This is a genomic window from Rickettsia tamurae (assembly GCF_000751075.1).
Taxonomy (GTDB): Bacteria; Pseudomonadota; Alphaproteobacteria; order Rickettsiales; family Rickettsiaceae; genus Rickettsia; species Rickettsia tamurae.
In genome coordinates this window covers 57,259-81,372 of the sequence record NZ_CCMG01000014.1, presented here as the reverse complement: position 1 = coordinate 81,372, position 24,114 = coordinate 57,259, and the positions used below count along the sequence as shown (strand labels likewise).

Sequence of the window (24,114 nt, the reverse complement as noted above, 5' to 3'; positions counted from 1 at the left end):
CTATCATTTACCTCCGCCTGCACCGCTTTCTGAATCCCCGCCTTGCTGCTCTCCCTCTTTACGCTTACCTCCAACATCCGGCTTATCTCCTACCGGCGGCTTACCTTGCGAAGCCATAGCAGCATCCTTAAGGAAAGCTGCTCCTTTCTTTACTAAATCAACGATTTTAGTTGGACTTGCCGTTACTGCATCCATATTAGGACCGTTAGTTAAATCAGCGGCAAAACGCCCTATAGATTTAGAGAAATAATAAAAAATAACCGAGAATACTAATACGCACAAAAGTTCCGCTAAAATAGATACAACATCTCTAACAATTGATTTTATTGGGAAAAGTATTAATAAATGCTCCTCCCAACCTTCACCCGCATAATATCGTAACATTTTATATCCAAAACTTTCCTGACATTTATCTGCCCCACCGACAGGAAGCCTTAACTCAAAAGTACTAAATCTAATATCCCCTTTTTCATAATCATATCTAAGGAATTCACAATTTTTAAATATTGCAGAATCATACATAGTTATTAATAAAGCTATAAAACCTGCTATTACTGCCGGCTGCAATGCACATGAGATACATACTTTTAACCACCCGTCAAAATAAGATTTTGTACGAGTAAATAGAGCCATAGGAATGAATATAGGAGAAATATATGTCATAACGTAAATAGTAATCATGCAAACTAAATAATGCGTAATAAAATATAAAAGTATAGATAAAAATATTACAGAAAATACTAAACCTGCTGCAAGTATAATAACGTTTCCGGCCATAAAGAATCCAAACATAACGGCAAAAAATCTCAGTGCTCCTGCTTTACTTAAATCTTTTGGTCTGTCATTTTTGCCATCAGGATCAAAATTAGGTATAGGTGTATTATTACCACCGGGACCATTGCCGATCGAATTCCCTAAAACTCCATTCTTATCTATATTATAAAGTAAATCCAAGCCAAGATAATAACCTATACGGCAATCAATAGCATCCCATAAACCATAAAATTTATAACCGTCTTTATACTTTGAATTATCAAATTGACATAATCCTCTAGAACCTGCTGCATTAAAGATCATCTGTGCAAAGTCCGGTGCCGCTCCCGTCAAAAGAGGTAATCCATATTTTAACATACCGTTTTCTTTTGTCGGCTGACCGCCACTAAAATCTAAAGGTCCAAGACCGATAGAAAAATAAGCAACGAATAAGAATTTTATTACAAAAAGAGCTATTTTTTCAGTACTTGCATATTCTTTATTTAGAGCCATATTAAAGGCAAAAAACATAGTATAAAGAATTAGTGCCGCACCTATAATTCTCTTTAAATAACCTTGAAACGTAGAAAAAGCAGCAAGATTAGTTATCCTAGAATTTTGATCTTGAGAACTACAACCATTTCCGGCAAAAAATATTTTATTAAGCGTTTCGCTCAAACACTGAACCGCAAGACCGGAAAAATTAATTAACGATTGACTATAATTTGCTCCCGTATAGCAACTTTTTCCTATATTACAATTTTCACCATCAGGCGGAGTAGGCGGCGAAGTAGCACTTAAAGATTTACATGCTACCGGCATCGGTCCCCTTGACGTAGGCATAACTAAACATAGATCATTATCCCATTTTTTAACCGTTAAAACGATATTCTTTAATACAGGATTTGCTCCAAGATCAAGATTATTATCAGTACTTAAATCACTAATCTTCTTAGAGTCACCTTCATTTAAAGTATACATGGTACAAGGACTACTACTACCTTCTACATTTTTAAAACAAAACGTTATACTAGACGCAACTGAGTTACAATTACCTCTCGGATCTTTCATATCAATATTACGAATTATATAGCCATATGCCGTGTCCGTTTCTAAATACCCATCTGAAGTAGTCGGTAAACTAGAACATGATTCTCCAAAGCCGGCAAAACTAGCTAAGCTTACAAACGCTATATAAACTATAATAAATATCTTTAAGGTTTTAAGAGTTTTCATTAGAACTATTATCTTTTTTTTCTGTTACTACGCCGCTTTTTACTAACTCATCCCATGCCTTTTCAGCATTTGCACGTCGTTCTGATACTTCTCCTCCTTCTTGTTCTCTTACTCTTCCTCCTCCGCTTGCTACTAGTTCATTCCATGCTTTGTCTACTTTTACACGTTTATCTCGAATCTCTGCATTTTCTCGTATCTGCTTTACTCCTGTCGGATTTTCATGTTCCTTTAAGTTAAAACTATAATCAATTACTCCTGAACCCCTACTTGTACTGTCAACTTTTTCTTGCGGTGACGTAGTAGTATTATCTTCTTTTCTGTCGTTTTCTATATTTTTATTTTCTTCTACCTTTGCTTTTTCTGACTTATTAAGTTCATCAGCTAATTTATCAAATTTATTAGTTACACTATTATCCCTTTCTCTTATCTCAGTTACTACACCGCTATCGACTAATTCATTCCATTTCTTTTCTACATTCGCACGTCGTTCCGATGTTTCTTCACCTTGCTGATCTCTTATTCTTCCTCCCCCGCTTGCTACTAATTCGTTCCGTGCTTTCTCTACTTCTGCACGTTTATCCCGAATCTCTGCATTTTCCCGTATTTGCTTTACTCCTGTCGGATTTTCATGTTCCTTTAAGTTAAAACTATAATCAATTACTCCCGTACCTTTACTTGTATTGTCAACTTTTTCCTGTAAAGGCGGAGTATTATCAATCTCTTTTTTACTTTCTTGATTATTATCTCTTATGATTTTTCCAACACTTTCAGCTTCAATATTACTTTGCAGTGCAGGTGTAGAAATAGAAGTTCTAATACTAGCAGGCGGTGGTGAAACAGCTTCTGTAGGAGCAGGAGGAGGAGTAACAACATCTGATCTTGCTCCACTACTTACAGTTTTTGAGCTAGAAGTTGCTACAGAAGACGAAGCTGTCGGCGTTGTTACCGCAGGTGCCGACGTACCTCCGCTTGCAGCAATATTATCATTTGATAGTCCGCCTTTACCTACCTCTAAATCACTTGCTCCTCCTCTACTTGCTATCTGATCGCCCCCCTTAGTTGCAGCACCCGCAGTAGCAAGTACTGCCATAGCTGCCTTAAATATTGCTTGCGGTTTTATAGTAACATTACTAAGAGCTACTCCTTCCGTCATATCTGCAGCAAATTCAGCTAGCTGACTACTAAAATTATACATCAAATACAATGTAAAACATGCCGTAACTAACGCAAGCAAAATATTTTTAATTTTCTCAAAAAGCACTTTTGGAGACATGAAAAACATTCCGGGACTCAAAACTACTCCCGATAAAAACTGGAATTTAGCAAGAAATTTATCGGTAGGGGTATCACCCGGTTTACTATCGACAATTTCACTTACACTATCTTTTGCAAAGTTAAATGCCGTGGTAATAGGGTTATTTAACATATAACCTAAACTATTTTGACAACTTTCTACGGCATCCTTATCAGGATATTGTAACGTATCATCCCAATCATTATTAATGTAAAATATTAAAACATCCCTCTTAGAGGTAATACCACCTTGAATTTTGTCTTCTATACTATTGTGAATTAACTTGCTCTTATATTGACATTTACCGTAGAAACCATAATCATATACCGAAAACATCGTGATCATAAAAGTAACTACCACCATAGGCTGTAGCAAGAACGAGATCATTAGTTTAACCCAGCTATCAAAATAATTTCTTGTATATGTGAATAAAAACATAGGTACAAAAAGAGGAGCTAAAATACCGAGTATTACTATAGATATCATACACATAATCGTTGCATTAACCATAAAGGCAGCAACCGAAATCACAAGTAACGGATAAGAAAGAGCGAGTGACACCAACATCATATTACCGGAGATTATCGCCGGAATTAGCAAATAAATATATGGTGGAGCACTAAAACTAAAGAAATCAAAATTTAAAAAATCATGGCTTCGATAAGTATTTTCGACAAGTAACGTAGATAATATATCAAGTCCTAAATAATGAGCTACTCTACAATCTAATGCATCCCACAATGCAATATAAGAAACGGTACCGTCATAAGAAAGATTATTAAATTTACATAAACCGGACGGAGCAGCATTCATAACCCAACTTGCTAAACCGTTTATACCGTCAAGTAAGAAAGGAAACGCCCACTGAATCATACCGTCTAACCGGTCATACGGAGAGCCATTACCAGGGGTTATATTAATTCCTATTGAAAAATAAGTTACGAATATCATTTTCAATATAAAATTTATATACTCACTTTTTGGCGGTACTTCACCTGCAAGTAATAGTTTAAAGCCAAAAAACATAACATATAAAGTTAGAAAAGCCGTAACTATTTTATACATTCCTACTTGGAACTGAAATAATGCACTATCTTGCCTTGAAGCCAAATTAACCACTTGGCTTACATTATCAAAACTACAAACATCTTTACTAATTAGTAATCTAGCAATCATTTGCCTCATACATTCTATAAGAGGAGAAGTCATGACTACTGCAGTTTTTGAAGCATTATAAGCTTTTTGATAACATCCGTCGCCTGCCGCACTACAGGAAACTAAGGCTAAAGGATCGGTAGGCGTTTCATTTGGATCTTCAATAAAATCCTTATCTGCTACATCCATAAAGCTATTATACATGGATTTCGGGAACGGCTCTTTCATATATTTACAGCCGACGGGAACGTATCCTGTAAACCCTTTTGTTGAAACACATATTCTATCTTTATCTTGAATAACTTTCCAATATATTACAGGGAAGCCTAAATCAAGTGCAAAACCGTCATCACCAGGCTTACCGCTATATGGAACATAATAATCTTTCTTATTATTTTTCCACACTTCTTTTATATCATCCCAAGGATCACTCCCTGTTAATACGGCTTTAGCGATCGCAAGTGCCGATTTTGCTACGGCAGTTGCCCTGGCTACAATTAGTTTAGCATTACTACATAAAGCAAAACGTAATTCCGGATTTTTAGGATCAATTCTGTTTTCACGAGTACATTGACCTCCTGGAAAATTTCCAAACTTACTATCGTTAAATAAATCTTTATCATTTATTTTAAGCTTTAAAAGTGTATTCATGTATAAAACGGGAGAAACAAGATTCATTACCGCAAAAGTAAAGAACGGAGCAACAATACATGTATGAGAGAATTCACTACGTAATAAATCACCTACGCCTTGAGTTTCGCAAGTTAAACCGCTTAAAACATCTACAATGCCATCAAGAGTATCTTTAGCATGAGTTTTAGTAACTAGCCCTAAATTTAGGATAAAGCTTAGTACTAATGTTATAAGCATACTACGAGGAAATAATTTCATAACTAGTTACTTGCGTCGTATTGTAAAAATGTCATCCCATGGTTTGTCCACGTGATCTCAGGATACAGTCTGTGAGACAAGATCCCGTAGTCAAGCCGTGGGATGACAGACAGGAATCTATAATGTTTTAACTGCTTCATAAAATATAGGTAACCATTTATCCGGATCATTGCCGTGTTTCTTTCTAATTTGATCGAGCAATATTACAGTCTCAACTCTACCAGATAAAACACTGATTATGTTATCCATGCCATCTAAGCTAACCTTTGCAACTACGGCATCTATTCCTTGTTTTATTAAAAAATAACGTGTAGTAGGGTCGGTAGTTTTAATTAAAATATATTCTCGCTGACTTAACATAAATGCACTACGATAAATATCCGTAGCTTTCAAATTAGGTAAAAAAATCTGCGTAGCTGTTTGTTGAATCAACGTATCACTAATTCTACTTTTTGCGGCATCTTCAACACTCTGCGTAGCAAATATAACAAAAGTATTTAATTTTCTCAACACTTTTAACCAATCTTTGATCTTAGGTGCAAATACCGGATTATCGATTAAAGCCCATGCTTCATCAAGCACTATCATAGTTTTCTGCCCATCTAAAGAGATATTAATACGATGGAAAATATATAACAATACCGGTGCAAGGCTTATAGGATCTTTAAGTAATTCAGTCATATCAAAACCGAATACCCTTGCTTTTTGTAAATCAATATCATCTATTTCATTGTCAAATATCTTAGCGTGTGAACCTTTACCGACCCACATTGCAATCCTACTTGCCAAACTATTTGGTGTATCAACACCAAGAAATGCTATAACATTACTAAGCTTTCTGTCTTTTTTTTCTAATCTAAAATTACCGCTTACCGCTTGAGATAAGATTTTATTATCTTGTGCAGTTAAACTTTCACCGTTAGAAGTTACAAGCACGCGAAGCCACTCTAAAATAAACGTTCTATTCTCACTAGTATCTTCAAGCTGTAAAGGGTTAAAGTTGCATTTTAAACCCGGATCAATTACTGTATAAACTCCGTTTAAAGCACGTATAAATATTTCTGCTCCTCGATCTTTATCAAAAAAGAACATACGAGGTTTGAATTTTTGTGCTTCCGCACATAAGAAATTCATAAGAACTGTTTTACCGGCACCGGTTGGACCGATAATTAGAGTATGTCCAACATCCCTTACATGGAAATTAAAATAAAACGGCGTACCTGAAGTAGTATCAAGTACTGTGACATATTCTCCCCAATGGTTATCTCTAATTTTACCGAGCGGATAATTATGTTGTGAGGCAAAGCTAGCCATATTAAGAGTATTTATAGTGGATTTACGCACTATATAATCCATATTTCCCGGCAACTGTCCCCAATAGCTAGGTTCCATGTTAATTTTTTCTCTAACCGGCTGAATTCCTGAATTAGAAAGCTCAACTGCTGCCATTGACAATATATCTTCCAAAGCTTTAATATTATTTGCGGAACATAAAAGCGATAAATGATGCTCACCAAAACCGATATCACCGCTAGTGGCCATATCAAGGGCCGTATTAATTTCAGCAATTTGTGAAGTAGCCTTATCACCAGATTGTATCATTCTATTTTGCTGTAATTGCATTTTACCGATCGCTACTGTTCTATTAGCAAAGATAAAGCTTTGAGTCATGACAAATTCAAAAGGCATTTGCAGGAATCCGTCAAAAATTCCTGCCGAAGTATTAGGACCGTATTCAAGTATACTGATTATTCCGGCATATTTCTTGCCAAGCGGACTTCTTGCTTCAATAGTACGAGAACCAAAAAATAAGCGATGAGTCGGTAAATATTCGTCAATAGTACCACGCGGTAATGCTATAGGACCTGGTGAATCACCGCAATTGATTAAAGATGAAAGGAATTCTAAAATTTCACAATAACTACCTGACTGCGTTTGACGAACTCCAAGTAATCTTGCTCCGTAACTTCTGAATGTATTAACCACTCTAGTTGACATTTCTTGAAGATTTTCTTTCATCTCTTTCATGTCATTTTCCCAAGCGGTTTTATTAGATTTTTGTCTAAGCTTCTTTAGAAAATACTCAACTATAGCAGCACCGCCGGTATCAGGCTTATATAAAATACTAACATATAATTCATTAAAAAACGACCTAGCACCCGCATGTTTCTTACGCCATTCTGCACCTAAATAAGCAATAAAATCATTAGGGACTTTTATGGTAGGATCATAAGTAAATTCCGTATCGTCAAATATTACTGCTTTACGTCTTCTAATAGTATGGAAATACATAACGATATTTCCCGAAGCCATATTTTTAAGTAAGGCATTTCTGATATTCTTTTTAATGTCTAGATCTTCATCATCAGCAGTTTCAAAAGAAAATCCGTTTATTTTAATAACTTGTAATAAAGAATTATCTTTCGTTAAAATAGTATTACTATCCCAATGACATTTATAAGGAATAAAATGCGAAGTGGGTCTTTCTTGTTTAGACCTTAATTCTTTAGCTGCTCTAGTTCTAAATAACTTCATTACCTCACCTGATTTAACTATTTTGATTTATTTTATCAGTTATACCTCTTTTTATGTCATTCCCGCGTGGATACCAAGTCGTCATTGCGAGGAAAAACTGCAAATTTTGACGAAGCAATCCAGTTAAAAATTCTGATTTACAGAATTTTTTTATTATTTTTTCTGGATTGCCACGCAGCCTACGGCTGCTCGCAATGACGACTTGGTATCCACGCGGGAATGACATAAAACTCAAATATTATACGAATTTGCTCCGTAGTAAAATTTATTAGGACATTGGCTAGTTCTTGACATTTTATTTAAATATAGCTCTATGAATCTTGGTTCTTTAAAACATATAATATAAGCTACCAAATGCAAAGCAGCTGCAACGAACAAAATCATAATACCGTTATTCCAAATAAATACTATCATCGTCATTATCATATTTAATGCAGCAAACTTAATACTTACTCCAAATATCATCGGCGGTCTAGTTAACCCTACAAATAAAAGATCGGATGCTAATGCTCCTGCCATAAAAAACCTCTATTAATTTATATTAATATCAAACATAGTTGACAATATTGAATTCGGTGCTTCACTATTCACAAAATGTACGTAACCGTTATTATTTTCAAGTGCATTAACTGCTATCTTAATTAATTCTTCTTCGATGAAATTATTACTATCATCTAACATTGATTTCAACAAGTTAATATCTCGTATTTTCATATTATACGGTAACGTCTCGGATACCTGCAATATCTCATATGGCAATATTAAATGTTCTGCACTTAATGCAGAAGCAATTGTTGCTACCGTTAAGTTAACATTTAATAAATGTGTTTTCTCCTGATCGTCGCTCGCAAACGGTGCTATCACGGGTATAATATTATTATCTTCAAAATTTAATAAAATTTCCGGATTAATCATAATAGGCTCACTTCATGATTTACAATTTTTCGGTGAGATAATTTTGATTTTTTTTGCTTGCAGTAAATTAGCATCCTTACCTGAAATACCAACTGCATAACAACCTATACTACTTAACTTTGTTACTATAAGCTTGTTAACGTAACTGGATAAAATTTCCATAATAATAGGATCATTTAGAGAACTATAGTCGCTTATTTTACTAATTTTTTGACTAAAATTTTCATCTATTTGTGATATTAAAGAGGAACTTCGTAAATCAATATGATCATGTACTATATATTATATATTTTAGCACCGCACATCTCAAGCAATCTAACAGATTCAATAAAAGCCGTAAATAATTTATCGTCAATAATAATAGTAGCAGGTAATTTTAGAACTATTGCTCGACTCTTCAGCTCACTACTACACTTTATTATATTCTTAATTATAGCAATGTTATTTAATGAAGAAATACTATCTACCTCTTTATTTTTGAGGTTTGATGCATTTTACCAAACTAGCTTTAAGTTCTCTTGCACCTTCTTTACTCCTACTACTTACATACATAACATTACATGAGTAGTTTAAAGTTGCAAGAAAATTCTGTGCTTCATCGTTAAGGTTTTTATGATCCGTAACTTTATCCGATTTTGTGAAAATAATTTGAAATTCTCTTTTATTTGCAAATAATAGCTCAGCTACTTTCTTATCGTTTTCTTTTATACCCCTTCTTGAATCAATCAATAAGTTAACTAACCTTAAATTATGACTATTTCGTAAATAATAACTAATTAACACTTCCCACTGCTCTTTGACTGATATAGGAACATTAGCAAAACCATAACCGGGAAGATCAACTATAATAAGTTTATCTGCAAGGTTAAAGAAATTGATTTGCCTAGTACGCCCCGGAGTATTAGAAACTTTAGCAAGATTTTTATTATTACATATCGTATTTATTAGGCTTGATTTGCCGACATTTGACTTACCGACAAAAACAATTTCCGGCAATGAAAAATTGGGGATTTGATTTATATTCATAACACCGGCTACAAATTTAGCTTGATGACGAAAAAGCTTACTGCTATCAGTCGATTTTGTAGGCACTATTTTCTGAGTAGTCATAATTTGCTTTCGTATTGGATGTAATTAGGCATTGCCCGCGTGAATACCGAGTCGTCATTGCGAGCGGGCATTGTTGCGTGGTTCAATTTCACCTCTGTCACCCCGTGGCTTGACCACGGGATGACACAGTGGGTTTTACCGGTCCACGCAACAATGCCTTACGAGCGACTAAAAGGAGTGTGGAGGAGTGTGGCAATCCAGCAAAATAATAAAAAAAATTCTGTAAATCAGAATTTTTGACTAAATTGCTTCGTCGAATTACTACGTAATTCTTCTCGCAATAACAGGAAAACCAAACCATGCAACAACACTGAGTTAGAGAATGGCATCAGCAGACTTCAATAACGCTATAAGTGAGCTAGAATGACATTAAAAAAATATGGTAGCGGGGGCTGGATTTGAACCAACGACCTTCAGGTTATGAGCCTGACGAGCTACCGAGCTGCTCCACCCCGCAATAATTGAGAATTGACGATTTACCTGTGTTATATTTTGACTTAATCCAATACTATGTGAATATTGTTAGTGTCATTCTTGCGTAGATACCGAGTAGCCGTAGACCACACGGCAATCCAGAAAAAATAATAAAAAAATTCTGATTTACAGAATTTTTTACTGGATTGCTTCGTCAATTGCTATGCAATTTTCTCGCAATGATGATTTGTTATCCACAAACAAAGCCTAGCTAGCTTCTTTCTTACTACCGAAAGAAAGACCTGAGAATCTTTTATTGAAATCACTAACACTTTTGTTCGATTGATTTACTACATTTCCGGAATCTTTATTCCATGCCGGATGCTTTCTAAAATCAACATCCATTAAAATTTCACCTGTAGGATGAGTAGACATTGTTTCAAAAACATCGCTTCCTACTTTAATCAAAAACTTTTTATATTCTGGATGTATACCGCTTTTCATAATGATTTTGCCGTTTTAGTCTGAATTATTTTTTTCTTAATAGCTCTAGCGTTACTTGATAAAACATTATCATCGGCTTTTAGAATATATGCATCAAAACCGCCAGCTTTTTCCACTGAACTAATACATCTAGCATTAACCGATAATCTATATTCCCCGGCTGTTATATCACTTGTAAACTTAACTGACCTTAAATTAGGCTCAAAACGTCTTCTAGTTTTACGTTGAGAATGTGATACGTTATTGCCGTATAAAACACCCACACCTGTGAGTTCGCACTTACGAGACATAAGCTAAATACCTTAAAACTTATAAATATACAATAGATAAAAAATATAAAGTAATACTCCCCTAGTGTCAAGAGATAATTATGGTCCATTTAGTGAAGAAATAAAGATAGGTATGATATATTTATATGTAAAATAGGCACAAGCCAAGCCTAACATAGTACCGATAACGATTATACGGAATTTTGCAGGACTAAAAATTAAAATAACTATTCCAAGAATAATTACTATTTTTATTATATCGTCTGTCGTATAAGAGCTAGAATTTATAGCATAAACATTTAGGTTTGTACCTAGAAATATTACTATACATAATAAGTTCTTAAACATTTTATACCTCTATAGGACCGGTAGTTAATCCATTTATAAATTGTTTTAAATAAGGATTATCACTATTACGCATTTCATCTTTACTACCGTACCATTTAATTTTTCCTTGATAAATCATAGCTACTTCTTTAGCTATTTTTTCGGCACTAATCATATCATGAGTTATAGTAATCGTAGTTGCCCCTAACTCTTCTTGGATTTTTATAATTAATTCGTTGATAACATTTGCCATTATAGGATCAAGCCCTGTGGTCGGTTCATCAAGGAATAAAATCGACGGTGTACTACAAATAGCCCTAGCAAGGGCTACTCTTTTTCGCATTCCTCCCGATAATTCGGAAGGGTAAAGATCGAGTATTCTAGGGGACAAACCGACAGAATTAAGCTTTGCACCGGCAAGGTCGTTTTTTTCCTTCTTAGATAATTTTTTAGTCTCAAAAGTAATATTATCACGTATATTTAAGGAGTCAAATAATGCTCCACCTTGGAATAAAAAACCTATACCGTCCATAATCTCAAATTTTTGTTTACTTGAGATATCTTGGATTTCTACATTATCAATAAAAATTTTACCTTTATCAGGTTTAATCAGTCCTACTATATTTTTAATTAGAACGGATTTACCGCTACCGGAACCACCTAAAATAACTAATGAACTGCCCTTTTTTACATCCAAATTTATTCCGTCTAACACCTTATGATTAGCAAATGATTTATATAATGACCGAATTTTAATTTTAAATTCTTCTTTTTCACTCATATTTATACTTTAAAAAATAATTCGGTTATTAAATAATTACTGATTAAGATAAGGATAGAAGAATTTACTACTGCCGAGGTAGTAGCTCTTCCAACTCCCTTAGCCCCTTTACCTGAATAATAGCCGCTATAGCAACTTATTATAGAAATAATAAATCCAAAAACTCCCGCTTTAACAAGACCGGAAATTACGTCAATCGGCTCCAAATACTGAAAAGTACTGGTTAAATAAGCTGCACTATTAAAATCAAGTTTATATACCCCTACCAAATAACCGCCCATAACACCAATTATATCCCCGATTAAAACAAGAAAAGGCATTGTAATAATAGCTGCTATTACTCTTGGAAAAACTAAATATTTAATAGGATCGGTAGATAAAGTATATAAAGCATCTACCTGCTCTGTTACTCTCATTGTTGCTATTTCGGAGGCGATTGATGCCCCGACTCTTCCCGCTACCATTAGTCCGGCTAAGACAGGTCCAAGCTCTCTAGTCAGCGACAATACTACTACCGTTGCAATGGAACTTTCAGCTGAGAAACGGGAAAAACCAGTATAGCTCTGTAATGCAAGTACCGCCCCTGAGAAGAAAGTTGTCATCGCAACAACCGGAAGCGAGTGAAACCCGATAAATAATAATTGTCTGATGATTAAACTCAAATATAAAGGCGGTCTTATGATACTGCTAACGGCAGCAAAGCTAAATAGAGAAAAACTGCCTACACTTTGTGCAAACTTTATAGTACGTTTACCGACCGAATTAGCTATATTTAATAACATTTGTGTATATTTTTTTGTTTTATAATTATTATCTAAATCGTCATTGCGAGCAGCCGTAGGCGTTGTTGCATGGATCGAAAAACCTACTCGATGTCATCCCCGCATAGGCGGGGATCCAGAAAAATAACTTCAAATATTGATATAGAAGTTACATATTTGATAAAATAAACATATAAAAACAAGTTTTTCCGCCTACGCGGGAATGACATAAAACGATCCATGCAACAAAGCCGCAGCCATAGGCTGCGTGTCAATCTCATGAAATAATAACAAATTCCTGAGATTGCTTCGTCAATTATTTCGTAATTTCCGTAGCTCATGACGCTTACTTATAAATTCTCTTATATCTATTACCGAGACTAGTTAATACCTCATACCCGATAGTACCTATAATACTCGCTATTTTATCGGGCGTGCAATGATTTCCGATAATTTCCGCTTCCTGCCCTAAAAAAATATCGGACGGTGGTAGATCGGTAACATCGATATTTATCAAATCCATCGATATTCGCCCTACTATAGGAACGCTGCAACCGTTAATAAACACCTCGCCTTGATTACTAAAGTTACAGCTATACCCGTCGGCATAACCAAGCGGTAACGTTGCAATGACACTATCACGCTTAGTTGTAAAAGTCATATTATAACCGATATGGCTATCTAGTGTCAAATTCTGTAAGTGGATTATAGGAGCTTTTAAGTTTACAGGATTTTTCATTACAGGGTTAAGACCGTATAAGGCTGCCCCCGGTCTTGCTAAATCAAAATGGTAATCCTGTCCTAAAAATATGCCGCCGGAATTAGCAAGGCTTGCTTTGACGTTTGGAAAATATCGTAAATAAGCTTTAAATCTGTTTAATTGTTCTAGATTATAAGGATTATCTATTTCCTCGGATATAGCTAGATGGCTTATAATATATTGTAAATCTAGCCCTTTTAATAAATCACGATTATTAATTAACTGCTCTATTTCATCATAAGTTAATCCAAGGCGATTAATCCCTGTGTTAAAATGTAAATAACAAGGCAATAATCGGTTTTTCAAATTACTAAATTTTTGCCAAATTTCTATTTGTTTTAAGTTATTTAGAACAGGTGTTAAATTATATTCTATCAGCTCTAAAGCATCATGTTCAAAAACGCCGTTAAGCACTAAAATATTAACATCTACTCCTAAAGCTTTGCGTAAATTCACTCCCTCTTCACTTGAGGCTAAAAAAAAATGCCTACAATTTTCTTCTATTAAAGCTTTAGAAATTTGTACTGCTCCAAGACCGTAACCGTTAGCTTTAACGGCAGCACCGACTAATGAGGTTTTGCAAATATCTTGTAATAAAAGGTAATTATTTTTTATTGCAGATAGATTTATTTCTAGAGTACATAAACTCATAATATATTTCTTAACTCTTTTACGATGATAGGCAACACAGGTATTATATGAAATTTTGTAGATAAGTCACTTGTTTCTATAGTATCCGTGATAAAAATATTGTCTATTAGACCTCTTGCATAACTTGCTTCTAAAGGTAATTTGTACGTCAATCCGGTACTCGCATCCTCACGTACTAAAGTGTACGCTGCGGTGCTGCGTTCCGTGTTTCCTACAAATTCCTCTCTATTAGCTTCGTTCTCCAAGAGGTCTATTACCGAATTTTTAGAACCGGCAGAAAGCACTGCATGAGTTATAAAAGCACTAACCGATAAAGCCGAATGTTCTTTTAAAAATCTCGCTGCTTTTACTATTGTTTCACCGCTATCTATAAATATCATCAATTAATATGCAATTTTTGCCCTCTACATTACCTGTTATTGATATCATCTCGCAATTATTATTTATATCCCTTTCTTTGTTTATATAAGCTGAATCTATATTTAGTAAATTACTAATTTTTTGAACTCGATTGATACTTCCTTTATCAGGTGCAACTATAACGAAATTGCTATAAGTTCTTAAAAACGGGATATATAAATTTATAGGTTCAAGATTAGAAACAGGAATATTAAAAAATTTCTCTATTTTATCGGAATGTAAATCAATAGTAATTATATGGTTTACTCCGAGCTTCTCTAAAAAATCTGCTATTAACTTAGCAGGAATTATATTTTGAAAATTTATATTATCTTACCTTGCATAACCGAAATAAGGCATTACTAAAATTATTCGATTTGCTCCCGCTTTTTTTGCTGCATCTACTAGCAAGAACAGCTCAATTAAACGATCATTAACGGGTTTTGATGTGGATTGTACTATGATTACATCTTCATTATGAAACGATTCTTGAATTTCTACTTTTATTTCGGAATCATTGAAATAGGTAATTCTCGGCTCAATATATTTAACATTTAATGCTATAGCTAAACGAGATGCGAGTAACTTATTACTACTGCCTGCTAAGATTTTCATGTGAGTGATTTATGTTGTTTAACGTCATTGCGAGCGACTGAAGGCATTGTTGCATGGCTCGCTTCACCTCTGTCATCCCGCGACTTGTTCGCGGGATCCAGTTAAAAATACTAATATTATTAGTATTTTTTATTGTTTTTCTGGATACCGTGGTCAAGCCACAGCATGACACCGAGTGGGTTTTTCGAACCATGCAACAACGCCAAATTTTCCTCGCAATGACGATTTAAGATGACAGTGAAATAAGCTTAAGAACGACTTTCTAATTTTTGTATTAGTGCCTCAAAACCTTGATTTTTTAAAGTATCAGTAAACTCGTCTTGTTGAGCTCCAATAAGACTTACACCTTCCGTAATTATATCAGAAACTTTAAAAACGTCTTTTCCGTTTCCTTTCATTTCACGTACAAGATATTCTACTTTAATAGGGTCTTGCTCTTTATTACTAATGATATTCATAGCAACCATAAAATCGGTCGAGCTTAAAGGACGAACTCCTACTATTTTAGGCTGTTCACCTTTATAATCTTTTATTAAATCAGTATAAGATTTAGTAACATATTTAGAGTAAACTTTGATGAATTCCTGAACCTGCCCACCTGATAAAGTTTTTATCCCATTTCTGCCTAATGTATATTTAGCCATCCAATCAAAATCTAGGTTCTGAGACATTAACTCACGTGCTTTAGCAATTTTTACTCGCTCAGATAGCTTACTATCGTTTAATATACTAGAAGCTTCATTTACTAAATTAGTAACGTAACTGTTCAAACCGGCAGGCACTTTTTCATTAGAATAAGCGGAAAACGTTATAACTAATAGAAATAAACCTGTAATAATTTTTTGCATATAATCCTCTTTAATTTAATTAATTCTTGGGTTTAGGACATTTAAAATTTTCAGGATATTGAACCGATGCTTCACGAGCACGATGTAATGCTGATCTAATAGCCACATAAGGATCGGTAGAATTCTTCATCACATAATCACTAAACGGTAACACAACATATCGATCGTTTATTTTACTAACTGCCAGTACTCCTAAGTCAAAATCATTATGAGTGTAGTACATTAATGGATTAAGAGCATAATTAGTAATTACCGAATCCGTCATGTCTCTTGCGTTAGTACTACCAATTATCGGCAATACTAAATAAGGACCTGGGGCAACCCCATAATGTGCGAGGGTACTACCGAAAGTTTGACGATCAGACGGCAAACCTACTTTACCTGCTACGTCAAATAAACCGCCTATGCCAAGCGTCGTGTTAATGAGAAACCGCCAAACGCTTTTCATAGTTTTATCGTAATTTAACTGAAGCCCGTAATTTACCGCCGTAAGCGGTGTATCGACATTACTGACGAAACTATTAACACGTGCTTTTACGTAATCATTCGTGATGTTTTTATAACCTATCGCTAAAGGACGCAATATTATATAATCTAACACAGAATTAAATGCAAACACTTTACGGTTAAATTTTTCGTATGGATCATAAACTTCCAAGCAACCGTTTTCATTTCTTCCACCATTGTAGTTATATATGTCATTATCAACATATTCAAGATCAGCTCTTATCGATAATGAACATAAAATAATGGATAATATAATTAATATTCTCATTGATTTATGCTGTTTTCTTACAAACAATAGTACTATATTTATTGTTTTCCGCTAGTATTATTTCTTCCGAAGTTAATATAGTAAAATTATTTTTTTGCAAAATATTATTTATTTCATTCAAGTTAAAAATAAATTCTTTACGTTTTACTGAAAATTGTGTCTTCGCCGCATTCGGTAAACAAAGGGCAAAATACCCTTGTTTACTAAGAGATGAGTATATTAAATTAAAATATTCTATTAAATTGTTAGTAAACGATAATCCGCAAAAACTAAAAATAATATCAAATTTATTAGTGTTTTGTTTTAAAAATTCATCTATAGCAATATTATATATTTGATCGTAAATTTTAGTGTTCGGATAATATGTTTCTTGTAAATCATTCATTAAAGTAGAAATTTCTACACCGGTTAAAGTAAAACTTTCCGGAAAACGTTTTTGTATTTCATAACCTACAAGCCCTATATTACTTCCAAGTTCCAAAATAGAGTAATTATCCGGTAAATCAGATATCTGCTTAAGTGCTTCATTAACAAACCTATACGGAAGATGGATATTTTTATCGTTATTAAAAATAGTAGGATAATATTGTGCTGTTAAATCACGATATTTTCCCCAAATTTCTTGAGGTATTTCAGTAATATCCTTATAATTTTTCAAAAAATTTATAAATATAGCTTTATATTTTTCATTAGATTTTTCTAAATATTCTATAGCTTGTCTGTAATTATTTTTTAAAAAATAAACCCATCCGAGTTGATAATATACTTTAGAATCATTAGGATTAAAAAATTTATCGACTAGTTTAAACCTAAGCAATGCATCATTTAAATTACCTCTATATAAATGATCAAGTCCAAGCTGATAATTAGTTTCGGCTAAATGAGAGAATTTATATTTACAATCACTTATATAATTCTTAAATTCTAAAATTTTATTCTTAATAAAATTTGGTATATTTATTATAGTTAAGCAATAATGTTTGATTTTGTCTTTTATTTTACCGAGCATAGTTTAATTACTAAATTAATATTACTTACTATAATAAAGCATATCTTGATAAATTTTTAAATAAAATAATTTTATTGCGATTAAAATTGCTGTATTATCGCTTTTATAAATAAAGCTTGTTGTGCGGCTCAAAAGGGTAAACGTCATTGCGAGGAAATTGCATAGCAATTGACGAAGCAATCTCAGGATATTTGATGAGATTGCCACGCAGCCTACGGCTGCTCGCAATGACGACTCTAGTATCCATGCAACAACACCTAATGCATTAATACGGACTCAAATTATGTCAATTATTTCTACGAGGCTAAGTTCTATAAAGCCATCGCCGACCCTTGCAGTCGTTAAAAAAACTCTTGAACTTAAAAAAGCGGGAGTTGATATTATCGCACTCGGTGCCGGTGAGCCTGATTTTGATACGCCTGACAATATTAAGGAAGCGGCGATTAAAGCGATTAAAGATGGCTTTACTAAATATACTAACGTTGAGGGTATGCCTCTTTTAAAGCAAGCAATAAAAGACAAATTCAAACGTGAAAATAATATAGATTACGAACTTGATGAAATAATAGTAAGCACCGGCGGTAAGCAAGTTATATATAATTTGTTTATGGCATCTTTAGACAAAAGGGATGAGGTAATTATTCCGACACCCTATTGGGTTTCGTATCCTGATATGGTTGCACTTAGCACAGGAACACCTGTTTTTGTAAATTGCGGAATTGAAAATAACTTTAAATTAAGTGCAGAAGCTTTAGAACGTTCAATTACAGATAAAACTAAGTGGCTTATTATTAACTCTCCTAGTAACCCGACAGGTGCAAGCTATAATTTTGAAGAACTAGAAAATATTGCTAAAGTTTTAAGAAAATATCCCCATGTAAACTTAATGTCCGATGATATTTACGAGCATATTACTTTTGATGATTTTAAATTTTATACATTAGCCCAAATAGCACCTGATTTAAAAGAGAGAATATTTACCGTAAACGGAGTATCTAAAGCTTATTCTATGACGGGTTGGCGTATAGGCTACGGTACAGGCTCTAAAGCTTTGATTAAAGCAATGACTATTATTCAGTCGCAAAGTACTTCAAACCCTTGTTCAATAAGTCAAATGGCTGCTATTGAAGCATTAAACGGTCCTCAAGATTATATAAAGCCTAATGCTTTAAATTTTCAAAAAAAGCGTGATCTTGCTTTATCAATTTTGAAAAGAGTAGAATATTTTGAGTGCTATAAGCCGGAAGGGGCATTTTACTTATTTGTTAAATGCGATAAAATATTTGGGCATAAAACTAAATCAGGAAAAATTATTGCAAATAGTAATGATTTTGCCGAATATTTACTTGAAGAAGCAAAAGTTGCCGTAGTACCCGGTATTGCTTTCGGCTTAGAGGGATATTTTAGAATCTCTTATGCTACTTCTATGGAAGAGCTAGAAGAGGCTTGTATTAGAATTGAGAGAGCTTGTAGTTCTATAGGTTGATTATGTTGTATGGCTTCAGTTTTCTCATTGTCATACCGTGGACAAGCCACGGTATGACAAATAAGGTAATCAATGCGGAAAGTTTTTAAAAAATTTTTAAAAAATAATAAATACGTACTTAGTATAATTACTATTTTACTATATTGGTATTTGCGTTTTGTTTACTTTACTTCAAGGCAGAAATTTATATTTTACGATAACGGCAATAAGGAAAAATTCCTAAACGAACAAGGTGTAATCTTTGCATTTTGGCATAATATGCTCGCCTTAAGTCCGGCTATGTTTATAGGACATAGAAATATCTATGCTTTAATATCCCCGCATTTAGACGGAAAAATTTTAAACGATCTAGTAGGAAAATTCGGTTGCAGAGTTATAGTAGGTTCTACTAATAAAAATCCAATTGGAGCTTTACGTAATATTATAGGTAAGCTATCTCAAGGTGCAAATATAATAGTCACGCCGGATGGTCCTAAAGGACCGGTATATAAAGTAAATAGCGGCATTACTGAAATTGCCTATAGATATAACAAAAAACTTATTCCGATAGTAAGTAGTACCTCTAAATGTTTTAGACTAAAAAGTTGGGATAAATTAATAATACCCCTACCGTTTGGTACTATTAAAATCATAGTTGGCTCACCTTTAGAACTCACAAATGATAAAATACAAAACCATATAAGCCTTGAAAAACAATTAGCAAGCTTAACAGAGAGCTTAAAGAAATGATGCTATTATATTATGCTTTAAGCTTTATATTATTACCTATTTATTTCATTATAATTCTTATCCGCTTATTAATAGGTAAAGAAGATATAAGACGCATCCAAGAACGTTTTGCTATCGGGAAAAGCAGACAAGACTATTCATTAGACTTCTTGCATAACAAAGCTAATAAAGAGGAATTTAAAGGAGACACGGAACGCAGAATCGCAGCGTACACAAGCGTACGTGAGGATTCGAGTACCGGATCGACGTATAAATTACCTTTAGAAGCAAGTTATGCAAGAAGTCTAATATGGATTCATGCAGCAAGCGTCGGCGAATCTATGGCAGCTTTAACATTAATATATAATATAAGTAAACGCTATCCTGACGTTCGTTTTTTAGTAACTTCTTGGACTAACAGCTCCGCTAAAATATTAACTGCCAAATTACCTAAAATAGCAGTTCACCAATTTTTACCGATAGATAATATTATTTTTACTCGAAAATTTTTAAGAAATTGGCAACCTAATTTAGGTATTTTTATAGAATCGGAATTATGGCCGTGTACTATTAATGAGGGAGCGAGGCAGTGTAAATTACTGCTAGTAAATGCTCGTATTTCCGATAAATCGTTTAAAGCTTGGCTAAAAAGAAAAAGCTTCTTTCAGCTTATTCTCAAAAATTTCAGTAAAATTATCGCACAAAGCGAGCGTGACTTACAAAAATTCAATGAACTTGGAGTATCGGATGCAGTTAATTTAGGCAATATTAAATTTGCTAATGAAAAACTTCCGGTCAATCAAGAAGAGTTATCAAAATTAAGCTTACATTTAGAAAATAGGCGAGTCGTGGTATTTGCTAGCACTCACCCCGAAGATGAAGAAGTAATTTTGCCTATAATCAAAAACCTAAAAGAGCAGTTTTTAGATTGCTATATTATCTTAATTCCAAGACATCCTGAGCGAGTTAAATCAATTATCGATAATTGTAAGTCACATAATTTATCCGCTACCACTAAATCACAAAATGATTTACCTGTTTTAAGCGATGACCTTTATATAGTTGATAGATTCAGTGAAATGGGGTTGTTTTTTTCCGTAGCTACAATTTCTTTTATCGGCGGTTCTTTTAAACAAGGCGGGCATAATATTTTAGAAGCGGCATATTTCTCTAATTGTATTATATTCGGTCCCGATATGAATAAAAACACCAATATCGCTAAAGGCGTACTGCAAAATGAAGCAGCTATCCAAATCAAAAACGGTGAAGATTTACTAACCAAACTAACATATCTACTTAGATCTAATAATTCTCTAGAACTTAAAGCCTATAGTGAAAATGCTTTAAAATTTGTTGAGGACAACCAAAAAATCCTAGATGAATATTTAAAAGTAATTACAAAGTTTCTTTGATAGCTGAATTCGGTTAATAAAAATAGAACTTCTAAAATAATATTTGACTTCTAATTGCAATATGATTAAATAAGCCTTATTTAATCATGGAGGAGGTATTATGTTTACGCAAGATCCGGAGACCATATGCAGAATTGCAAATAAACAGGCAACAGATGACCTTGAGGCAAGAAAAAGAGCTAAAAAATACGGAAAGTCATCTGATAGCGGAGATGGAGAATTTTTAGGAGCCGTAATAATAATTACCGATTATGTATGCTATAAAGCAGTGGGATGGGCGGTAAAAGTTACAACTACTGGAAGTAAAATTTTGGTAAATGCTTATAAGATAAATACAGGGAAAATAGAAGTTTTAGGTACCGATCCCGAAAGTAAAACAACCTATATAGCAAGAAATCCTTCTCCTTGCAGTACTACTAGTACCACCGAATCTTTAGATTCTACTGAACAAGTTTCTCCTAGATCTAAAAGAGAAAAGGTTAAAATATTAGAAAAACAAATTTTAGAAAATGCAAAAACCGGTGCTAAAATTCTTTCGACTGCTTATAAATTAACTACGGGTAAAGTAGAAGTACTAGGATTGTCTAGCGAGTTCACTAGAGACGGCAAAGAAAAATTTATATTTTCTGAACCTACTGAACGTAAGATTGTTACAAAAGAATTTAAACTTGAAGATGGTTATACATGCGGTATCGCGTGGGAAGAGATCATTAACACTTCTTTGACTTTAAGATTAAACAATAATCTTGTATTTAAGTTTAAAGAATTTAGAAGCGTTGTTCTACCTGACACTACACAAGATACAGGAAAAACTTTTGATATTTCGCTAGTTTTAAAAGATTCATAGGGGAGAAATGTGGATCTTTCTCATTTAAAGATAAGTTATGATATAGACGGAAAATTAAAATGGTTATCGTTACCAAATACTCCTATAATTTTTGAGAACCAATGGTACCCAGCCTTAACTGTTTATAAAGGTAAATTATATTTCTTACCGGTAAGTAGTGGATACTATAAGTATTTAAATAAACTAGTACAACAAAATGAAGGTAGTGTAAATATAGATCACCTCGATCGCGAATTTACTATAGAACTTTTAGGAGAGTAAAGAAGAACTGAGTTGGTGTTATTCAAAAAGTACTTGATGTCATCCCCACAAAAGTAGAGCTTTGTTGCATGAATCTAAAATCGTCATTGCGAGCGACTATAAGCGTTGTTGCATGGCTCGAAAAACCTACTCGATGTCATTCCCGTGGATGCGGGAATGACATAAAACGAGCTATGCAACAACACCGCGATTATAAGGAGCGTGGCAATCCAAAAAATGTAATAAATTAGCATTTTTAACTAAATTGCTTTGTCAATTACTTCGTAATTTTCCCCGCAATGACGAAAAAAACAAGACCGTTAACCCTGCGTAATAGCAGCTACTTCATCGGCAAAGTTTTTTTCTTCGTGTTCTATACCTTCACCAAGTTCGTATCTAATAAATTTGGCGATTTTAATTTCTGCACCGAGTTCTTTTTCAGCATTTTTAATTACTTCCGCAACGGTAAGTTTAGGCTCAAATAAGAAATTTTGTTGAAGCAATACAACTTCAGAGAAGAATTTACGTATTCTACCTTCTACCATTTTTTCTATAATATTATCAGGCTTTCCTTCTTCTTTAGATTTCTCAAAAAATACTTTTCTCTCACGCTCTACGAGTGCTTGATCCAAGCTTGAATCATCTATACTTTGCGGGTTATTTCCTGCTACATGAACAGCAATTTGTTTAGCTAAAGCTTCTAGTTTTGCTTTATCTTTTGCGTTAGACGCAAGACCTACTAATACGGAAATTTTTCCTAGATTCGGTACAACTTCATTATGCACGTACGAACCGATTGCTCCTTCGGATATCTCTAATATATCCATACGACGTAATGTTAAATTTTCACCGATTGTAGCGATATTTTCTATAATCTCTTCTTCAACTGATTTACCGCTTTGCATTTTAGATGTTTTTAGCGTGTCTATAGTTTTTGCAATTACTGCAAGATTTGCAATATCCTTAACTAGATCCTGAAACTGCTCACTTCTAGCAACAAAATCCGTTTCGGAATTTACTTCAACTATCACTCCGGTAAGCCCATCAACTTTTGCAACCGTTAAACCTTCAGAAGCAATGCGTCCGGCTTTCTTTGCAGCAGCAGCCAAACCTTTCTTACGCAGAAAATCAATAGCTTCTTCAAAATTACCGCTGGTTTCTATTAATGCTTTTTTGCAGTCCATCATACCTGCACCGGTTTTTTCTCTTAATTCTTTAACCGCTGCAGCACTTATATTTATTTCACTCATCCTTACTTTCTCCTTAATTATTATATTTGGCTTGGGTTGTGTAGACACCTAATCGTCATTGCGAGGAAATTATGAAATAATTGACGAAGCAATCTCAGGAGTTTGTTATTATTTCATGAGATTGCCGCACAGCCTTACGGCTGCGCTCGCAATGACGACTCTGGTATCC

At 33.9% G+C, this 24,114-nt stretch carries 29 protein-coding genes, 1 tRNA gene and 2 pseudogenes; 8 read left to right on the top strand and 24 right to left on the bottom strand.

What is annotated here, in order from left to right:
- Positions 1–3 precede the first annotated feature (3 nt).
- The 8 genes from MB29_RS05035 to yihA all read right to left on the bottom strand — a co-directional run bounded on the left by MB29_RS05035 (position 4) and on the right by yihA (position 9,889).
- Positions 4–1,989: a TrbL/VirB6 family protein gene (locus MB29_RS05035; protein ID WP_032139314.1), complete on the bottom strand. Its 1,986-nt coding sequence runs from the start codon at positions 1,987–1,989 to the stop codon at positions 4–6.
- The gene (locus MB29_RS05030) at positions 1,976–5,329 is read right to left on the bottom strand and encodes a TrbL/VirB6 family protein (RefSeq protein WP_032139313.1); all 3,354 of its coding nucleotides are present in this window, start codon (positions 5,327–5,329) and stop codon (positions 1,976–1,978) included. Before MB29_RS05030 ends, MB29_RS05035 begins: the two co-directional genes overlap by 14 nt.
- Positions 5,330–5,446: 117 nt before the next feature.
- A complete protein-coding gene (locus MB29_RS05025; RefSeq protein ID WP_032139312.1) occupies positions 5,447–7,864 on the bottom strand; it encodes a VirB4 family type IV secretion/conjugal transfer ATPase in 2,418 nt (805 codons plus the stop codon).
- A gap of 13 nt (positions 7,865–7,877) precedes the next feature.
- On the bottom strand, positions 7,878–8,099 hold the full coding sequence (locus MB29_RS11680) for a hypothetical protein (protein WP_215426255.1): 222 nt from the start codon (positions 8,097–8,099) through the stop codon (positions 7,878–7,880).
- Complete coding sequence (locus MB29_RS05020; protein WP_032139311.1) at positions 8,096–8,383, bottom strand: type IV secretion system protein VirB3; 288 nt, start codon at positions 8,381–8,383, stop codon at positions 8,096–8,098. Before MB29_RS05020 ends, MB29_RS11680 begins: the two co-directional genes overlap by 4 nt.
- A 12-nt stretch (positions 8,384–8,395) precedes the next feature.
- Positions 8,396–8,779, bottom strand: a complete 384-nt coding sequence (locus MB29_RS12910; RefSeq protein ID WP_233418958.1) for an amino acid kinase family protein — start codon at positions 8,777–8,779, stop codon at positions 8,396–8,398.
- Positions 8,780–8,791: 12 nt separating this feature from the next.
- Positions 8,792–8,941 carry a hypothetical protein gene (locus MB29_RS12905; protein WP_233418957.1) on the bottom strand — a complete coding sequence of 50 codons (150 nt, stop codon included), beginning with the start codon at positions 8,939–8,941 and terminating at the stop codon, positions 8,792–8,794.
- 309 nt (positions 8,942–9,250) lie between these two features.
- Positions 9,251–9,889 (bottom strand): ribosome biogenesis GTP-binding protein YihA/YsxC, encoded by a 639-nt coding sequence (yihA, locus tag MB29_RS05010; protein ID WP_032139310.1) that lies wholly within the window; start codon positions 9,887–9,889, stop codon positions 9,251–9,253.
- 39 nt (positions 9,890–9,928) lie between these two features.
- Between yihA and MB29_RS11675 the strand changes: the two genes are divergently transcribed.
- Positions 9,929–10,129 carry a hypothetical protein gene (locus MB29_RS11675; RefSeq protein ID WP_215426240.1) on the top strand — a complete coding sequence of 67 codons (201 nt, stop codon included), beginning with the start codon at positions 9,929–9,931 and terminating at the stop codon, positions 10,127–10,129.
- Between the two features lie 140 nt (positions 10,130–10,269).
- Here MB29_RS11675 and MB29_RS05005 read toward each other — a convergent pair.
- The 15 genes and pseudogenes from MB29_RS05005 to MB29_RS11665 all read right to left on the bottom strand — a co-directional run bounded on the left by MB29_RS05005 (position 10,270) and on the right by MB29_RS11665 (position 18,249).
- Positions 10,270–10,346, bottom strand: a tRNA-Met gene (locus MB29_RS05005).
- 224 nt (positions 10,347–10,570) lie between these two features.
- A complete protein-coding gene (rpmE, locus tag MB29_RS05000) occupies positions 10,571–10,807 on the bottom strand; it encodes a 50S ribosomal protein L31 (RefSeq protein ID WP_004996719.1) in 237 nt (78 codons plus the stop codon).
- Positions 10,804–11,097: a 50S ribosomal protein L28 gene (gene rpmB, locus MB29_RS04995; protein ID WP_004996729.1), complete on the bottom strand. Its 294-nt coding sequence runs from the start codon at positions 11,095–11,097 to the stop codon at positions 10,804–10,806. Before rpmB ends, rpmE begins: the two co-directional genes overlap by 4 nt.
- Positions 11,098–11,175: 78 nt before the next feature.
- On the bottom strand, positions 11,176–11,424 hold the full coding sequence (locus MB29_RS04990) for a DUF5510 family protein (protein ID WP_032139309.1): 249 nt from the start codon (positions 11,422–11,424) through the stop codon (positions 11,176–11,178).
- A gap of 1 nt (position 11,425) precedes the next feature.
- Positions 11,426–12,184 (bottom strand): ABC transporter ATP-binding protein, encoded by a 759-nt coding sequence (locus tag MB29_RS04985; protein ID WP_032139308.1) that lies wholly within the window; start codon positions 12,182–12,184, stop codon positions 11,426–11,428.
- Between the two features lie 2 nt (positions 12,185–12,186).
- Positions 12,187–12,966, bottom strand: coding sequence for an MlaE family ABC transporter permease (locus MB29_RS04980; protein WP_032139307.1), 780 nt, complete (start codon positions 12,964–12,966; stop codon positions 12,187–12,189).
- 325 nt (positions 12,967–13,291) lie between these two features.
- Positions 13,292–14,356, bottom strand: coding sequence for an alanine racemase (locus MB29_RS04975; RefSeq protein WP_032139306.1), 1,065 nt, complete (start codon positions 14,354–14,356; stop codon positions 13,292–13,294).
- A gap of 80 nt (positions 14,357–14,436) precedes the next feature.
- Positions 14,437–14,640, bottom strand: a pseudogene (locus tag MB29_RS12900) (palindromic element RPE1 domain-containing protein); the annotation flags it as partial.
- A gap of 79 nt (positions 14,641–14,719) precedes the next feature.
- Entirely contained in the window at positions 14,720–15,010 is a 291-nt protein-coding gene (locus MB29_RS12895) for a phosphoribosyltransferase family protein (RefSeq protein WP_233418962.1), read from the bottom strand.
- Between the two features lie 78 nt (positions 15,011–15,088).
- Positions 15,089–15,370, bottom strand: a complete 282-nt coding sequence (locus MB29_RS12890) for a ribose-phosphate pyrophosphokinase-like domain-containing protein (protein ID WP_233418956.1) — start codon at positions 15,368–15,370, stop codon at positions 15,089–15,091.
- Entirely contained in the window at positions 15,348–15,563 is a 216-nt protein-coding gene (locus tag MB29_RS11670; protein ID WP_215426254.1) for a hypothetical protein, read from the bottom strand. The genes MB29_RS12890 and MB29_RS11670 overlap by 23 nt, the downstream gene beginning before the upstream one ends.
- 55 nt (positions 15,564–15,618) lie before the next feature.
- Positions 15,619–16,218 (bottom strand): MlaC/ttg2D family ABC transporter substrate-binding protein, encoded by a 600-nt coding sequence (locus MB29_RS04960; RefSeq protein WP_032139305.1) that lies wholly within the window; start codon positions 16,216–16,218, stop codon positions 15,619–15,621.
- A gap of 19 nt (positions 16,219–16,237) precedes the next feature.
- Complete coding sequence (locus MB29_RS04955) at positions 16,238–16,993, bottom strand: MlaA family lipoprotein (RefSeq protein ID WP_032139388.1); 756 nt, start codon at positions 16,991–16,993, stop codon at positions 16,238–16,240.
- Between the two features lie 4 nt (positions 16,994–16,997).
- Entirely contained in the window at positions 16,998–18,002 is a 1,005-nt protein-coding gene (locus MB29_RS04950; RefSeq protein WP_032139304.1) for a methyltransferase domain-containing protein, read from the bottom strand.
- A gap of 103 nt (positions 18,003–18,105) precedes the next feature.
- Positions 18,106–18,249 (bottom strand): hypothetical protein, encoded by a 144-nt coding sequence (locus MB29_RS11665; RefSeq protein ID WP_215426239.1) that lies wholly within the window; start codon positions 18,247–18,249, stop codon positions 18,106–18,108.
- Positions 18,250–18,285: 36 nt separating this feature from the next.
- Between MB29_RS11665 and MB29_RS04945 the strand changes: the two genes are divergently transcribed.
- The 7 genes and pseudogenes from MB29_RS04945 to MB29_RS14240 form a co-directional block, all read left to right on the top strand.
- Positions 18,286–19,488, top strand: a complete 1,203-nt coding sequence (locus MB29_RS04945; RefSeq protein WP_032139303.1) for a pyridoxal phosphate-dependent aminotransferase — start codon at positions 18,286–18,288, stop codon at positions 19,486–19,488.
- Between the two features lie 72 nt (positions 19,489–19,560).
- The gene (locus tag MB29_RS04940) at positions 19,561–20,217 is read left to right on the top strand and encodes a lysophospholipid acyltransferase family protein (protein WP_032139302.1); all 657 of its coding nucleotides are present in this window, start codon (positions 19,561–19,563) and stop codon (positions 20,215–20,217) included.
- Positions 20,214–21,608: a lipid IV(A) 3-deoxy-D-manno-octulosonic acid transferase gene (gene waaA / locus MB29_RS04935; protein WP_032139301.1), complete on the top strand. Its 1,395-nt coding sequence runs from the start codon at positions 20,214–20,216 to the stop codon at positions 21,606–21,608. Before MB29_RS04940 ends, waaA begins: the two co-directional genes overlap by 4 nt.
- A 100-nt stretch (positions 21,609–21,708) precedes the next feature.
- Positions 21,709–22,455: a hypothetical protein gene (locus tag MB29_RS12885; protein ID WP_233418955.1), complete on the top strand. Its 747-nt coding sequence runs from the start codon at positions 21,709–21,711 to the stop codon at positions 22,453–22,455.
- Positions 22,456–22,464: 9 nt separating this feature from the next.
- Entirely contained in the window at positions 22,465–22,716 is a 252-nt protein-coding gene (locus MB29_RS12880; protein WP_032139300.1) for a hypothetical protein, read from the top strand.
- A gap of 68 nt (positions 22,717–22,784) precedes the next feature.
- The gene (locus MB29_RS11660; RefSeq protein ID WP_215426253.1) at positions 22,785–22,946 is read left to right on the top strand and encodes a hypothetical protein; all 162 of its coding nucleotides are present in this window, start codon (positions 22,785–22,787) and stop codon (positions 22,944–22,946) included.
- Positions 22,913–23,005, top strand: a pseudogene (locus tag MB29_RS14240) (lytic transglycosylase domain-containing protein); the annotation flags it as partial. The gene MB29_RS11660 and the pseudogene MB29_RS14240, both read left to right, overlap by 34 nt.
- Before the next feature lie 10 nt (positions 23,006–23,015).
- Here the strand turns inward: MB29_RS14240 and tsf are convergent.
- Positions 23,016–23,945, bottom strand: a complete 930-nt coding sequence (gene tsf, locus MB29_RS04920) for a translation elongation factor Ts (protein ID WP_032139299.1) — start codon at positions 23,943–23,945, stop codon at positions 23,016–23,018.
- Positions 23,946–24,114 lie beyond the last annotated feature (169 nt).

Excerpts from the sequence above, each read along its gene's own strand:
- MB29_RS11670 (WP_215426254.1), bottom strand. The coding sequence starts at position 15,563 with ATGGTTCGAAAAACCCACTCGGTGTCATGCTGTGGCTTGACCACGGTA.
- MB29_RS04940 (WP_032139302.1), top strand. The coding sequence starts at position 19,561 with ATGCGGAAAGTTTTTAAAAAATTTTTAAAAAATAATAAATACGTACTT.
- MB29_RS12905 (WP_233418957.1), bottom strand. The coding sequence starts at position 8,941 with ATGGAAATTTTATCCAGTTACGTTAACAAGCTTATAGTAACAAAGTTA.
- MB29_RS05025 (WP_032139312.1), bottom strand. The coding sequence starts at position 7,864 with ATGAAGTTATTTAGAACTAGAGCAGCTAAAGAATTAAGGTCTAAACAA.
- rpmB (WP_004996729.1), bottom strand. The coding sequence starts at position 11,097 with ATGTCTCGTAAGTGCGAACTCACAGGTGTGGGTGTTTTATACGGCAAT.
- MB29_RS12910 (WP_233418958.1), bottom strand. The coding sequence starts at position 8,779 with ATGATTAATCCGGAAATTTTATTAAATTTTGAAGATAATAATATTATA.
- MB29_RS05030 (WP_032139313.1), bottom strand. The coding sequence starts at position 5,329 with ATGAAATTATTTCCTCGTAGTATGCTTATAACATTAGTACTAAGCTTT.
- MB29_RS04955 (WP_032139388.1), bottom strand. The coding sequence starts at position 16,993 with ATGAGAATATTAATTATATTATCCATTATTTTATGTTCATTATCGATA.
- tsf (WP_032139299.1), bottom strand. The coding sequence starts at position 23,945 with ATGAGTGAAATAAATATAAGTGCTGCAGCGGTTAAAGAATTAAGAGAA.
- MB29_RS04945 (WP_032139303.1), top strand. The coding sequence starts at position 18,286 with ATGTCAATTATTTCTACGAGGCTAAGTTCTATAAAGCCATCGCCGACC.
- MB29_RS04960 (WP_032139305.1), bottom strand. The coding sequence starts at position 16,218 with ATGCAAAAAATTATTACAGGTTTATTTCTATTAGTTATAACGTTTTCC.
- MB29_RS12890 (WP_233418956.1), bottom strand. The coding sequence starts at position 15,370 with ATGAAAATCTTAGCAGGCAGTAGTAATAAGTTACTCGCATCTCGTTTA.
- MB29_RS05035 (WP_032139314.1), bottom strand. The coding sequence starts at position 1,989 with ATGAAAACTCTTAAAACCTTAAAGATATTTATTATAGTTTATATAGCG.
- MB29_RS11665 (WP_215426239.1), bottom strand. The coding sequence starts at position 18,249 with ATGGATACTAGAGTCGTCATTGCGAGCAGCCGTAGGCTGCGTGGCAAT.
- MB29_RS04985 (WP_032139308.1), bottom strand. The coding sequence starts at position 12,184 with ATGAGTGAAAAAGAAGAATTTAAAATTAAAATTCGGTCATTATATAAA.
- MB29_RS04980 (WP_032139307.1), bottom strand. The coding sequence starts at position 12,966 with ATGTTATTAAATATAGCTAATTCGGTCGGTAAACGTACTATAAAGTTT.
- MB29_RS04990 (WP_032139309.1), bottom strand. The coding sequence starts at position 11,424 with ATGTTTAAGAACTTATTATGTATAGTAATATTTCTAGGTACAAACCTA.
- waaA (WP_032139301.1), top strand. The coding sequence starts at position 20,214 with ATGATGCTATTATATTATGCTTTAAGCTTTATATTATTACCTATTTAT.
- MB29_RS05020 (WP_032139311.1), bottom strand. The coding sequence starts at position 8,383 with ATGGCAGGAGCATTAGCATCCGATCTTTTATTTGTAGGGTTAACTAGA.
- MB29_RS04950 (WP_032139304.1), bottom strand. The coding sequence starts at position 18,002 with ATGCTCGGTAAAATAAAAGACAAAATCAAACATTATTGCTTAACTATA.
- yihA (WP_032139310.1), bottom strand. The coding sequence starts at position 9,889 with ATGACTACTCAGAAAATAGTGCCTACAAAATCGACTGATAGCAGTAAG.
- MB29_RS04975 (WP_032139306.1), bottom strand. The coding sequence starts at position 14,356 with ATGAGTTTATGTACTCTAGAAATAAATCTATCTGCAATAAAAAATAAT.
- MB29_RS12885 (WP_233418955.1), top strand. The coding sequence starts at position 21,709 with ATGTTTACGCAAGATCCGGAGACCATATGCAGAATTGCAAATAAACAG.
- rpmE (WP_004996719.1), bottom strand. The coding sequence starts at position 10,807 with ATGAAAAGCGGTATACATCCAGAATATAAAAAGTTTTTGATTAAAGTA.
- MB29_RS11660 (WP_215426253.1), top strand. The coding sequence starts at position 22,785 with ATGAATCTAAAATCGTCATTGCGAGCGACTATAAGCGTTGTTGCATGG.